A 12,524-nucleotide genomic window follows, 5' to 3' on the forward strand; every position below is an offset into this window, starting at 1 on the left:
GCGGCACCTTTTTAGCTGTTGGACAACCGTGCGGGCAGACCGTTGGCCCAAGCGCTGATCGTGCCGGCCCCGAGGCAGACAACGATATCGCCCGGACGGGCCTGTTCACGCACCAGACGTTCCAGATCGTCCTCGGACGTGACGGCGCGGGCGTGGCGATGGCCGTGACGGATCAGACCCGCCACCAGATCGTCGCGCGTTGCGCCCTCGATCACCTGTTCACCTGCGGCGTAGACCTCGCCGATGCCGACCACATCCGCGTCGTTGAAACAGGTGCAAAAATCGTCAAACAGCGAATGCAGGCGGGTATAGCGGTGCGGCTGATGCACGGCGATCACGCGCCCCTCACTCGCCTGACGGGCGGCGCGCAGAACGGCGGCGATTTCGACGGGATGGTGGCCGTAATCGTCGATGATGGTGACGCCGTTCACCTCACCCACTTTGGTAAAGCGACGGTTCACGCCCCCGAACGCGGCAAGCGCGTCGCGGATCTGATCGCCCGTCATCCCGAGATGCAGCGACACCGCCACAGCGGCCAGCGCGTTGGACACGTTATGATCGCCCGGCATCGGTAGGACACAACCCTCAATCACACGATCATCGGCCTGTAGCGCGATGTCGAAATGGGCCTTACCGGCCTTATAATGCAGGTTGATCGCGCGCACGTCGGCCTGTGCGTTGAACCCGAAGGTCGTGATCCGGCGGTCGGTCACGCGACCGACCAGCGCCTGAACCTCGGGGTGATCGGTACAACAGACGGCCAGACCGTAGAACGGGATGTTGGACACGAAATCAAGAAAGCCCTGACGCAGGTTTTCGATCGTGCCCCAGTGCTCCATATGCTCGGGGTCGATGTTGGTGACGATGGCGATGGTGGCGGGCAGACGGTTAAAGGTGCCGTCGCTCTCATCGGCCTCGACGACCATCCACTCGCCCTCGCCCATGCGGGCGTTGGACCCATAGGCGTGAATGATGCCGCCGTTGATCACGGTCGGGTCGATCCCGCCCGCATCCAGCAGGGTCGCAACCATCGTGGTCGTGGTGGTTTTGCCATGGGTGCCCGCAACCGCGATGTTCGATTTCAGGCGCATCAGTTCGGCCAGCATTTCGGCCCGGCGCACAACCGGCATGCCTGTGGCGCGGGCGGCGTCCAGTTCGGGGTTGCCCGGTTTAATCGCGCTGGAAATCACGACGACCTCGGCCCCGTCAAGGTTCTCGGCGCGCTGGCCCTCAAACACGGTGGCGCCCAACTCCTCGAGCCGTTTGGTGATCTTGCTGGCCTTCAGGTCGCTGCCCTGCACGCGATAGCCAAGGTTCAACAGCACCTCGGCAATGCCCGACATCCCGATCCCGCCAATCCCGACAAAATGGATCGGCCCGACATCGGTGGGCAGTTTCGTGACAGCAGCAGCATTCATCAGGCGGTCCCCTCTTGGGCCAGATTTTCGACCATATCGGCCAGTTCGCGCGCGGCGTCCGGTTTGCCACAGGACAAGGCGGACATCGCCATCTGGATCGCCGCGGCGGGCTGTTCCAGAACCGTGCCTATTTGCGCGCAAAGGGATTGGGGATCAAGACGGGATTCGGGCACCATGATCGCCGCGCCCGCCTCGACCAGCCCGCGCGCATTGGCGGTCTGGTGATCACCGGCGGCGGCGGCAAAGGGGATCAGGATCGAGGGACGCCCGATCACCGAAATATCGGCAACCGAGGACGCGCCCGAGCGGCTGATGACCAATTGGGCCTCGCTGAGGCGACCGGGGATGTCGGCAAAGAACGGTTTGACCTCGGCGGCGATACCGGCGTTGGCATAGGCCGTAACGACGCGGTCGTGATCCTCGGGGCGGGCCTGATGGGCGACGCGCAACAGCGGGCGGATGTGATCGGGCATCATGCCCAGTGCGGCAGGCACCATATCGGACAGGATGCGCGCCCCTTGGGAGCCGCCGATGACCAGAATGCTCATCGGGTAGTCGCCCGGCGCGATATAGGGCGATGCGGCGCGGTCCAGAACGGCCCCGCGCACGGGATTGCCGATATGCGTGCCGGTCGCACCGTCGGGCAGGTCTGTGGGCCAGATACCGCAGGCAACCGCACTGACGCGTTTGGCAAAGACCTTGTTCACCTTGCCCAGAACGCCGTTTTGTTCGTGGATCATGCGCGGGCGGCGCAGGAGCGTCGCCGCCGCAATTGCCGGAAAGGACGGATAGCCGCCGAACCCCGCCACAACGGCGGGCTTGTCGCGCATCAGCTTGACGCTTGCGCCCATCACACCGGCCAACAGGCGGAACGGCACAACCAGTTTCGCCAAGACCCCGCCACGGGCAAAGGTCGCGCTGGAAATCTGTTCAATCTCAACCGCATCGGGGAAATTCCCCGCATAGCGCGCGCCCCGCGCATCGGTCGACAGTTTCACCCGCCAACCGCGTGCGATCATCTCTTCGGCCAAGGCCTGTGCCGGAAACATATGGCCGCCGGTCCCACCGGCCGCAATCACCAAAAGGGGGGCCATCAACGACCTCTTCGCATCAAAATATCACCGATTTCACCCTGCGGACGGGTGCGCGTCAGGGCCAACAACATGCCCATTAAAATACCGCCCGCGATGATGGAGGAACCGCCATAGCTGACAAACGGCAGGGTCATGCCCTTGGCGGGCAGCAAACGCACCGCCACGCCCATGTTGATAAAGGCCTGAACGCCGAAAATGCACGCCAGACCCGTGCCCGCCAGACGGATGAACGGGTCACGTTCGCGCATCAAGCGGTACAGGGACCGCACAACCACCACCGCATAGAGCGCGATAATCACAAGGACGAGGGCAAGGCCATATTCCTCGGCCGCGACGGCGATGATGAAATCCGTATGCGCATCCGGCAGGGATTGTTTCACCGTCCCCTCGCCCACGCCGACGCCGAAAAACCCGCCCTCGCGGATGGCGTTCGTGGCATAGCCAAGCTGGGTCCGCGGGTCGATTTCGGGCGACAGGAATCCGTCGATCCGACGCGCAAAATGTTCGGAATTATAATAGGCCACCGTGCCCGCCATCATGGTCAGACCCGCCATCCCGATCAACAGGATGAATGGCGCACCGGCGACGAAATACATCACGCCCCATGCAAACAGGATCAGGGCCGATTGGCCGAAATCGGGCTGCATCGCCAGAAAGGCCACGATGACCACGGCGATGGCGAAACTAAAGGATTTACCCGGCGGGCCACCGATTTCCTGACTGGCGGCCATCAGCCACGCGGCCAGAATGATGAACCCCGGCTTGAGGAACTCGGACGGCTGCACCGAGGCGAACCCAAGGCTGTACCAGCGCACCGCGCCCTTGCCGAAATCCGTGCCCAGCACCGGCAACAGGGCCAGCGCCACAAAGGCCGCAAAGAAACCCAGCACGCCCAGACGCCGGATCAGATCAGGCGAAAACATCGACGTGACCATCATCACACCCAGCGCGACAAAGCCGAAAAACGCTTGGCGTTCAACATAATGGAAAGGATCAAGCCCGTTGCGCGCGGCCAAGGGCGGTGAGGACGCAAGGCCCAGCAACAGGCCAATGCTAAACAGCAACAGAACGCTGGACAGGGTCCATTTGTCGATCGTGCGCCACCACCGAGGTAGAACAGGATCCCCCACGCGCATAGGCGCGGCGCCGTACACCATTTCCGTCATATTACCGCCTCGACTGCCTTTATCGTCCGGTTTGTCCGGATCTGATTTGCCCAGTCTAGCAAGGCCAAACGAATCACGCCAGCGTTAAGGCGAATCGCGCCTGCTCATCGGCGGAAAAAAGCACGCCCGCCCCGAGTGAACGGGACGGGCGTGCGGCATTACAAAGGGCGGTGCGATCAGATCGCGATCACATCCAGCGGCGGGAAACCGTTGAACCCGACCGACGCATAGGTCGAGGTATAGGCCCCACAGGCGCGGATGATGATCCGATCACCGGCACGCAGACCGACGGGCAGCTGCACAGGACGCTTTTCGTACAGAACATCAGCGCTATCGCAAGACGGACCGGCCAGAATGCAGGCACCGGTGTCTTCGTGGTCGCGGTCGGTGATGAACTGATAGCGGATGGCCTCATCCATGGTTTCGGCCAGACCCGAGAATTTACCGATGTCCAGATAGACCCAGCGATAGGTGTCCAGATCGGATTTCTTGGACACCAACAGAACCTCGGCGGCGATCATACCGGCCTCGGCCACCAGACCACGACCCGGCTCGGCCATGATGTGGGGGACGTCGCCAAAACGCTCGGCCACCAGTTCCATCACGCGGCGCGCATAGGTCGTGGGGTGGTCGATGTCTTCGCCATAGAACGCGGGGAAGCCACCGCCGATGTTCAGCAGGGTCAGTTCGATACCGGCCTCACGCACGGCGGCCCAAACGGCAGCCACCTGATCCAGAACGGGGGTCCACATCTCGGCGCGGCGGGTCTGGCTGCCGACGTGAAAGGACAGACCGATCGGGTTCAGGCCCAGTTCCACCGCCATTTTCGCCAGCGCGACCGCCTTGTCACGACCACAGCCGAACTTACGCGACAGCGGCCAGTCGGCCTCGGTCGCATCGACGATGATGCGGATATAGACGTTGGCACCGGGCGCGTGCTCGGCCAGCTTTTCAAGCTCTTCCTCGGCGTCGGCTGCAAACAGACGCACACCGGCGCGGTAGGCAAAGGCGATGTCGCTGGGGCGTTTGATGGTGTTGCCGAACGACACGGTTTCCGGTGCCGCACCCAGACCAAGGCAGAGTTCGATTTCGGCGCGCGATGCGGCGTCAAAGTGACCGCCCAGCGCGATCAGGGTCTCGATGACCTCGGGCGCGGGGTTTGCTTTGACGGCATAGTGGATGTCGGCGCGGCCCAGACCGGCGCGCAGGGCGCGGTACTGATGTGCGACCGCTTGGGTATCGATGACCAGCGTCGGGCGATCGAACGTGTTCGCGCGGATATAGTCCTCAACGCGGGAAACAGTGTTTACAGAGAATTCTCCGACGAAATCGGTAATCGTAGCGTTCATGGTCATCTCCAATAGACCCGGCCATATATGACCGCTCACTTCCAAGGGAGACGTTACCGTCGCTACGTAAACACGGAGTCAGGGACTCGGCCAGAGGCGCGTGCGTTGGCGTCTTGCGGGGGCACATAAAAGCACGTCTGAGTCGTTTCAAGAAAAATTCATCACAGACCCACATTTTTTTATCCGCCGATTTTTTCCACCCAAACGGGTGGCGGTGCTAGGGTGGGAATACGGGGGGATTGCAGTTGTAAATAAGGGGTTCGGGATGAAGGTTGCTATTATCGGAGCGGGCATGGTCGGCAGCGCGGCAGGGTTTTCCATCGCCAGCGCGGGCATCGCCCAAGAGATTGTATTCGTGGACAAATCCCCCGCCCTCGCCCGTGCGCAGGCCGAGGACATCGCCCATGCCGTACCGTTCGGGCCTGCCTGTGTGTTGCGCCACGGGGGTTATGATCAGGTGGCGGGGGCCGATCTGATCGTGATTGCGGCGGGTGTGGCCCAACAGCCCGGCGAAACGCGTCTGAACCTGCTGGCGCGCAATCGCGCGGTGTTTGCCGATGTCTGTGGCCAGATCACCCGATATGCGCCTGATGCGGTTCTGTTGGTGGCGACGAACCCCGTCGATATCATGACCCAGATCACACAGGACCTGACCGGATTTCCGGCACGCCGCGTGATCGGGTCGGGCACCATTCTGGACACCGCGCGGTTCCGCGCCCTGCTGGGAACGCATTTCGGCATCTCGCCGCAATCGGTGCATGCCTATGTGTTGGGCGAGCATGGCGACAGCGAGGTTCTGGCATGGTCCTCGGCGCGGGCGGGGTCCCTGCCCCTGACGACCTTTGCCGCCCAGATCGCCGCGCCCATCACCGCCACCGTGCGTGGCGAGGTCGACAGCGCGGTGCGCAACGCCGCCTATTCGATCATCAACGGCAAGGGTGCGACGTGGTTCGGGATCGGCGCGGGTCTGGCCGCGATTGCGCGCGCGGTGTTGCGCGATGAACAGACGGTGCTGTCCGTGTCCATGGTGACGCCCGACGTGGTGGGGGTGCGCGACGTGGCCCTGTCCCTGCCCCGCATCGTGGGGGCGGGCGGCATCCACGCCGATCTGATGCCGGACCTGTCACCGGATGAGGACCGCGCGCTGCATCACAGCGCGACGATCCTGCGCCGCACATGGGACGACTTAGGTAAGGCGACCGCTTAGGTGCGGTCGGCGTCTTCGGGGATGGAATAGGTCTGGATCACTTTGCCCTGCGCCATGAAGAACGCGAAGATCGCGATGGTCAGGCCAAAGGTTTTAAAGTTGACCCACGCATCCGTCGACATGGTGCGCCAGATGATTTCATTGAGCACCGCAAGGCCCGCGAAAAACAGCGCCAAGCGGCGGGTCAGGATCATCCAGCCCTCATGCTGGAGGGGCATCATTTCCTCCATCACAAAGCGCAGATAGGATTGCCCCCGCAACAGGCCATAGCCCAGCACACCGGCAAACAGGGTGTAGATCATCGTCGGCTTCATCTTGAAAAACCGGTCATCGTTCAGCCAGACCGACAACCCGCCGAACACCACGACCAGAACCACCGTGGCGATCTGCATCTTGGACAGGTGGCCGGTCAGTTTCCACAGGATCAGGGTCGTCACCACGATCAACGGGATGAACAGCGCGGTTGCGACGATAAACCCGTCATAGGCCTGACCGCCGATGTCAAATGTCCGGTCGCGCAGACGGGTGTAGGCGAGAAAGAACAGGACGATCGGCCCCAGTTCCAGCGCCATTTTCAGCATCGGGTTGATCTTTTTCTGTTCGGCCATGGGGGTTCCGTTTCGGTTAGGCGTCGAGACCGGCAAGGGCCTTGGCGAAATCTTCGGGGTCGAAGGGGGACAGATCGTCAATCTGTTCGCCCACGCCAATCGCGTGGATCGGCAGACCGAATTTATCGGCCAGCGCGACCAGAACACCGCCCTTGGCCGTGCCGTCGAGTTTCGTCATCACAAGGCCCGAGACATCGGCCAGTTTCTGAAACGTCTCGACCTGATTGATCGCGTTCTGACCCGTCGTCGCGTCCAGAACCAACAGGGTGTTATGCGGGGCCTCGGGGTCTTTTTTGCGGATGACGCGCACGATTTTGGCCAGCTCTTCCATCAGGTCCTGACGATTTTGCAGACGGCCCGCCGTGTCGATCATCAACAGGTCTGCGCCGTCCTCTTGCGCCTTGGTCATCGCGTCATAGGCCAAAGAGGCCGGATCGCTGCCCTCGGGTGCGGTCAGGACGGGGACGCCCGCGCGGGTGCCCCAGACCTGAAGCTGTTCAACAGCCGCCGCGCGGAAGGTATCGCCAGCGGCAATCACCACGGATTTGCCCGCGGCGCGAAATTGGCTGGCCAGTTTGCCGATGGTCGTGGTTTTGCCCGAGCCATTGACGCCCACGACCAGAACCACCTGCGGGCGGGACGGGTAAAGGGGCATCGGCTTGGCGACCGGTTCCATGATGCGGGCGATTTCCGAGGCCAGCAGGGATTTGATTTCCTCAACGCTGAGACGTTTGCCAAAGCGGCCTTCGGCCATATTGGCGGTCACGCGCAGGGCCGTATCGACGCCCATATCGGCGGTGATGAGCAGCTCTTCGAGTTGCTCAAGCATGTCGTCATCGAGCGTGCGGCGTTTGACCGGCGCGGCCTCACCGCGGCCCATGATCCGGCCAAGGATGCCGGTTTTCGCGGGTTCGGGCGTCTCATCGGGGGAACTGTCGCCGCCCCCCGCATCGAGCGGGGCGGCGTCGACCGCGCCCAGATCGACCGGCGTCACAGGCGGCAGCGGTTCGGCAACGGGCGCGGGTTCGGGTGTCGTTTCGGGTGCCTCTGCGCCCTCATCCACGATGGCCTCAAGCCCCTCTTCGATCTTGGTCGAAGATTTGAACAGCCGATCCTTGAGCTTTTTGAAAATTGCCATGTGTGCCTCCGGTTAGAGATCACTTAATGGCAATTGGCCAGTGATGGAAGGCCCCGTTGCCGCAGGCGGTGCAATCGGCACTAGAACCCGTGCGGGGGATGGGTCATCTTGGGCACGCAATGGACACAACAGCCGCGCCCAAAGGCCCCTCAATGGCCCTGTTTTCCGCGATCACCCTGATGCCTGTGGGGTTGATCGTTCTGGGGGCATGGGCCGGTGGGATCTGGGTCTGGGCCGCGTTGATCTATCTGACCTTGCTGACCTTTCTGATGGATCAGTTGATCGCCTATGTCACCCCGAACGCGCCAGAGGGGGCCGAGTTTCCCGGCGCGGACCCGTTGTCCGTGGCGCTTGCCCTCGGGCATTTTGCCGTTCTGATCAGCGCGGTCGCGGGCGTATCGGGGCATGGCCCCCTAAGCGCGCCCGAGCGTATCGCCCTGTTCTTTGCCGCCGGTCTGTTCATGGGACAGGTCAGCAACGCCAATGCGCATGAGTTGATCCACCGGTCGCGGCGCGGTTTGTTCCGGTTGGGGATGTGGGTCTATATTTCGCTGTTCTACGGGCATCACACCTCGGCGCATCGCCTAATCCACCACCGGTTTGTCGCCACCCCCGATGATCCAAACAGCGCGCCCTTGGGCCAGAGCTATTACCGCTTTGCACCGCGTGCATGGATCGGGTCGTTTCGCGCAGGCCTGAGCGCCGAGCGCGCACGGGCGGCGGCGTGGTGGCGCAACCCCTATGTCCTCTACGTGGGAGGCGCGGCGGGGTGCTTGTTGGCCAGCGGTCTGATCTTTGGCGTGGCGGGCGCGATTGCGCATATCGCCCTTGCGACCTATGCCACCGCGCAATTGATCCTGTCGGATTATGTGCAACATTATGGCCTACGCCGCGCGACGGTTAATGGACGGCCCGAGCCGGTGGATCAGCGCCATTCGTGGGACGCGCCGCAATGGTTCACCAGCTATCTGATGTTGAACGCGCCGCGCCATTCCGACCACCACGCCCATCCCGCGCGCCCCTACCCCGCGTTGCGCCTTGGTGAGCGGGGCAGCGGCCCGCGCCTGCCCCTCAGCCTGCCCGCGATGGCGACCGTCGCCCTGTTCCCGACCCTGTGGCGGCGGGTGATGGACAAACGCGTGGCGCGCTGGATGCCCGAGGAAACCGGCGCAGAGTAACGCGACTGTCACCTCGACCTGTAAACATTCCGTGCTAGGGTTGCCTCATGCGCCTGATACATCTGATCCTTGCCCTATGCCTCTCTGCGCCGATGGCCATGGCCGTCCCGATTGATGACGGCGAGATTTTCGATGCCCTGACCCAAGGCAAAACGATCTACTTCCGATCCGAGGGGGAACTTTACGGGGCCGAACAATACCTGCCGGATCATCGCGTCATCTGGAGCTTTATGGACGGGGAATGCAGCGAGGGACGGTGGTTTGCCCGCGCCGGTCGCATCTGTTTTGTCTATGAGCACGATCCGTTGAACCAACAATGCTGGATCTTTGATCAGGGGGCCAGCGGTCTGCGCGCGGAATTTGACGCCCCCGACGGTCAGGGTCGGGTTCTGGAACAGATGGGCGTTAGCGAAAAACCCTTGACCTGTGGCACGCCTTGGACGGGCGTATAACGGCGCGGTTTAGAACAGGCTACCCTGTTCGGGCGTGTCCGGTTTGGGCTTTGGTTTCGCCTTGGGCTTGGGTTTGGGGGCCGGTTTCGGGGCCGCAGGCGCGGGGGGCACAGGCGCGCCGCCCTCACCCACCGACATCTTGCCATCCGCGAACTGGATCTGCAGATCGGACGCCTCAGCCGCGCGTGCGGCGGTGGTGACGACCGCGTCGCCATCCCACACCACGGCATAGCCGCGCTTCAACGTTTCCTCATACCCCAGACTGTTGCGCATCCGGTTCAGCGTCTCCAGACGCGCGCGCAGGCGGTCGTTGTTCACCGTGCCCACGCGCGTCAACCGGTCGCTGAGACGGTTCAGATCTGTGCGCTTGCGCGTGACGTCACGGGTGATGACCTCGGGCGTCAGGCGTGTCTTGAGACGGTCCTGACGTTGGCGCGCTTCGGCCACATTTCGACGCAGCGAGGCGGGGCGCAAACTGCCCGATAGGGTCGACAGATGCACGCGGCGTTTCTGGGTCACACCGATCAACGCGGGGGCCAAGCGGTGGCCGACAAAATCCAGCCGTTGCCGCGCGGGGTCCAGCAACTGTTCCGGTCGGGGCAGCGCACGAGACAGATCGCGCAGCCGCTGGGCGCGGCGCGTCACCCCCTGGGTCAGGGCATGGGTCAACCGCCCGCCCTGTTGATCCACCCAGGACAATAGTTCCAATCGCACCGGCACGGCCAGTTCCGCCGCCGCCGTCGGCGTGGGTGCGCGTTTGTCCGAGACAAAGTCGATCAGCGTCGTGTCCGTTTCGTGCCCCACGGCGGAAATCAGCGGAATGTCGGATGCCGCCACCGCGCGGGCGACGATTTCCTCGTTAAAGCCCCACAGATCCTCAATCGAGCCACCGCCGCGCGCCACGATAATCAGATCGGGACGGGGCAGCGCGCCACCGGGCGTCAAGGCATTGAACCCACGGATCGCATTGGCGACCTCGGGCGCACAGTTCTGCCCCTGAACCGCCACGGGCCAGATCAGAACCTTGCGCGGGAACCGGTCGCGCAGCCGGTGCAAAATATCGCGGATCACCGCGCCCGAAGGCGAGGTCACAACGCCGATGATTTCCGGCAGATAGGGGATCGGACGTTTGCGCGCCTCGTCAAACAGACCCTCAGCCGCCAGCGCCTTTTTGCGTTTTTCCAGCATGGCCATCAAGGCACCCTCGCCCGCGACGACCACTTCTTCGACGTTCATGTTGTATTTCGACTGAGCCCCGAACGCGGTCAGCTTGCCGGTGACAATCACCTCCATCCCCTCTTCGGGGAGAACGGAGAGGCGCGCGGCCTGTCCCTTCCACGTGGTGCAGGACAACACGTTATTGTCGTCCTTGATGTCGTAATAAAGATGCCCCGAACGCGCACGGAACACGCGCCCCACCTCACCGCGCACCCGAATCCGGTCAAACGCGCCCTCAATCGTGCGTTTGACCGCGCCCGAGATCTCGGAAACGGTGAATTCTGGCGCGTTTGCCCCCGGGATCGGGTCATCAATCAGGTCGGACATCTCTGCTCGCTTGTCATGGCACGGCTCTCAGCTTAGAACGCCGCAAACCGAAGGCCAAGCGGGGGCACCATGAATATTCTGATTTTGGGAAGTGGCGGGCGTGAACATGCGCTGGCATGGGCGATTCAACAAAACCCGAAATGCGACCGCCTGATCGCGGCCCCGGGCAATGCGGGCATGGCCGAGATCGCCGAATGCGCGGCATTGAACATCGAGGACGGCGCGGCCGTTGTCACCTTTGCCGAGGAAAACGCGATTTCCTTTGTGGTGATCGGCCCCGAGGCCCCCTTGGCCGCCGGTGTGGCCGATGATCTGCGCGCCGCCGGTATCCCCGTGTTCGGCCCGTCCAAGGCCGCTGCGCGTCTGGAGGCCAGCAAAGGCTTTACCAAAGAAATCTGCGACGCCTGTGGCGCACCGACCGCCGGTTACGCGCGGTTTGACAATGCCGCCGACGCCCGCGCCTATGTGACCGAGCAAGGCGCGCCGATTGTGGTCAAGGCCGACGGTCTGGCCGCCGGTAAAGGCGTGATCGTGGCGATGGACGTGGACACCGCCCTGTCGGCGATCGACGACATGTTCGGCGGCGAATTCGGGGCCGCGGGCGCCGAGGTCGTGATCGAGGAATTCATGGAGGGCGAAGAGGCCAGCTTCTTCATCCTGTGCGATGGCGAAAACGTTCTGCCCGTCGGCACCGCCCAAGACCACAAGCGCGTGGGCGATGGCGACACCGGCCCCAACACCGGCGGCATGGGCGCCTACAGCCCCGCGCCGATCATGACCGATACGGTCACGGAAAAGGCCCTGAACGAGATCGTCAAACCGACCGTCGCCGAAATGGCCAAACGCGGCACCCCCTATCAGGGCGTTCTCTATGCCGGCTTCATGATCAAGGACGGCCAGCCCCGTCTGGTCGAATACAACGTCCGCTTTGGCGATCCCGAATGTCAGGCCCTGATGATGCGTCTGGGTGCTCAGGTTCTGGACATCCTGCTGGCCTGTGCCGAGGGGCGTCTGGATGAGGTTCAGGTGAACTGGGCTGACGATCACGCGATGACCGTTGTGATGGCCGCGAACGGCTATCCGGGCAGCTATGCCAAGGGCACCGAGATCAAGGGGCTTGCCGATCTGCCGTCCGACAGCAAGAACATGGTGTTCCACGCGGGCACCAAGGCCGACGGGGACAAGGTTCTGGCCAATGGCGGGCGCGTTCTGAACGTCACCGCGCGGGGCGCAACCCTGCAAGAGGCCCGCGATCGCGCCTATGAGATGGCCGCGAAAATCGACTGGCCCGACGGGTTCTATCGCAAGGACATCGGCTGGCGCGCACTCTGATCGCCGCCGGTTTGACCGGATCGGGGGACGGCCACGC

The 12,524-nt window shown here is 63.1% G+C and carries 11 protein-coding genes; 4 read left to right on the forward strand and 7 right to left on the reverse strand.

Annotation, left to right across the window (positions count from 1 at the left end):
• Positions 1 to 11: 11 nt before the first annotated feature.
• From murC to R1W00_RS02070, 4 genes are all read right to left on the reverse strand, one after another.
• On the reverse strand, positions 12 to 1,418 hold the full coding sequence (murC, locus tag R1W00_RS02055; RefSeq protein ID WP_317261050.1) for a UDP-N-acetylmuramate--L-alanine ligase: 1,407 nt from the start codon (positions 1,416 to 1,418) through the stop codon (positions 12 to 14).
• Positions 1,418 to 2,515, reverse strand: coding sequence for a UDP-N-acetylglucosamine--N-acetylmuramyl-(pentapeptide) pyrophosphoryl-undecaprenol N-acetylglucosamine transferase (locus R1W00_RS02060; protein ID WP_317261051.1), 1,098 nt, complete (start codon positions 2,513 to 2,515; stop codon positions 1,418 to 1,420). The genes murC and R1W00_RS02060 overlap by 1 nt, the downstream gene beginning before the upstream one ends.
• Positions 2,512 to 3,678 (reverse strand): putative lipid II flippase FtsW, encoded by a 1,167-nt coding sequence (ftsW, locus tag R1W00_RS02065; RefSeq protein ID WP_317261052.1) that lies wholly within the window; start codon positions 3,676 to 3,678, stop codon positions 2,512 to 2,514. Before ftsW ends, R1W00_RS02060 begins: the two co-directional genes overlap by 4 nt.
• 176 nt (positions 3,679 to 3,854) lie before the next feature.
• The gene (locus R1W00_RS02070) at positions 3,855 to 5,027 is read right to left on the reverse strand and encodes a type III PLP-dependent enzyme (RefSeq protein ID WP_317261053.1); all 1,173 of its coding nucleotides are present in this window, start codon (positions 5,025 to 5,027) and stop codon (positions 3,855 to 3,857) included.
• Between the two features lie 265 nt (positions 5,028 to 5,292).
• On the opposite strand from R1W00_RS02070, the gene R1W00_RS02075 reads away from it, so the two are divergent.
• The gene (locus R1W00_RS02075; protein ID WP_317261054.1) at positions 5,293 to 6,234 is read left to right on the forward strand and encodes an L-lactate dehydrogenase; all 942 of its coding nucleotides are present in this window, start codon (positions 5,293 to 5,295) and stop codon (positions 6,232 to 6,234) included.
• Here the strand turns inward: R1W00_RS02075 and R1W00_RS02080 are convergent.
• Positions 6,231 to 6,842 (reverse strand): inner membrane-spanning protein YciB, encoded by a 612-nt coding sequence (locus R1W00_RS02080; RefSeq protein WP_317261055.1) that lies wholly within the window; start codon positions 6,840 to 6,842, stop codon positions 6,231 to 6,233. The two genes, R1W00_RS02075 and R1W00_RS02080, sit on opposite strands and share 4 nt — an antisense overlap.
• A gap of 16 nt (positions 6,843 to 6,858) precedes the next feature.
• Positions 6,859 to 7,980 (reverse strand): signal recognition particle-docking protein FtsY, encoded by a 1,122-nt coding sequence (gene ftsY / locus R1W00_RS02085; RefSeq protein WP_317261056.1) that lies wholly within the window; start codon positions 7,978 to 7,980, stop codon positions 6,859 to 6,861.
• Between the two features lie 119 nt (positions 7,981 to 8,099).
• Between ftsY and R1W00_RS02090 the strand changes: the two genes are divergently transcribed.
• Both R1W00_RS02090 and R1W00_RS02095 read left to right on the forward strand, forming a co-directional pair.
• Entirely contained in the window at positions 8,100 to 9,158 is a 1,059-nt protein-coding gene (locus R1W00_RS02090; protein ID WP_317261057.1) for an alkane 1-monooxygenase, read from the forward strand.
• A gap of 47 nt (positions 9,159 to 9,205) precedes the next feature.
• On the forward strand, positions 9,206 to 9,610 hold the full coding sequence (locus R1W00_RS02095) for a hypothetical protein (protein ID WP_317261058.1): 405 nt from the start codon (positions 9,206 to 9,208) through the stop codon (positions 9,608 to 9,610).
• Positions 9,611 to 9,619: 9 nt separating this feature from the next.
• Here the strand turns inward: R1W00_RS02095 and xseA are convergent, their stop codons facing one another.
• Positions 9,620 to 11,155 carry an exodeoxyribonuclease VII large subunit gene (xseA, locus tag R1W00_RS02100; protein WP_317261059.1) on the reverse strand — a complete coding sequence of 512 codons (1,536 nt, stop codon included), beginning with the start codon at positions 11,153 to 11,155 and terminating at the stop codon, positions 9,620 to 9,622.
• Positions 11,156 to 11,224: 69 nt separating this feature from the next.
• Here xseA and purD point away from each other — a divergent pair, with 69 nt between their 5' ends.
• A complete protein-coding gene (gene purD / locus R1W00_RS02105; RefSeq protein WP_317261060.1) occupies positions 11,225 to 12,487 on the forward strand; it encodes a phosphoribosylamine--glycine ligase in 1,263 nt (420 codons plus the stop codon).
• Positions 12,488 to 12,524: the final 37 nt, after the last annotated feature.

It is taken from the genome of Rhodovulum sp. FJ3 (assembly GCF_032918305.1).
In the GTDB taxonomy this organism is placed as follows: Bacteria; Pseudomonadota; Alphaproteobacteria; order Rhodobacterales; family Rhodobacteraceae; genus SAT37.

Coding starts and splice junctions, on each gene's coding strand:
- murC (WP_317261050.1), bottom strand. CDS start 1,418: ATGAATGCTGCTGCTGTCACGAAACTGCCCACCGATGTCGGGCCGATC.
- ftsW (WP_317261052.1), bottom strand. CDS start 3,678: ATGACGGAAATGGTGTACGGCGCCGCGCCTATGCGCGTGGGGGATCCT.
- R1W00_RS02070 (WP_317261053.1), bottom strand. CDS start 5,027: ATGAACGCTACGATTACCGATTTCGTCGGAGAATTCTCTGTAAACACT.
- R1W00_RS02075 (WP_317261054.1), top strand. CDS start 5,293: ATGAAGGTTGCTATTATCGGAGCGGGCATGGTCGGCAGCGCGGCAGGG.
- R1W00_RS02080 (WP_317261055.1), bottom strand. CDS start 6,842: ATGGCCGAACAGAAAAAGATCAACCCGATGCTGAAAATGGCGCTGGAA.
- ftsY (WP_317261056.1), bottom strand. CDS start 7,980: ATGGCAATTTTCAAAAAGCTCAAGGATCGGCTGTTCAAATCTTCGACC.
- R1W00_RS02090 (WP_317261057.1), top strand. CDS start 8,100: ATGGACACAACAGCCGCGCCCAAAGGCCCCTCAATGGCCCTGTTTTCC.
- R1W00_RS02095 (WP_317261058.1), top strand. CDS start 9,206: ATGCGCCTGATACATCTGATCCTTGCCCTATGCCTCTCTGCGCCGATG.
- xseA (WP_317261059.1), bottom strand. CDS start 11,155: ATGTCCGACCTGATTGATGACCCGATCCCGGGGGCAAACGCGCCAGAA.
- purD (WP_317261060.1), top strand. CDS start 11,225: ATGAATATTCTGATTTTGGGAAGTGGCGGGCGTGAACATGCGCTGGCA.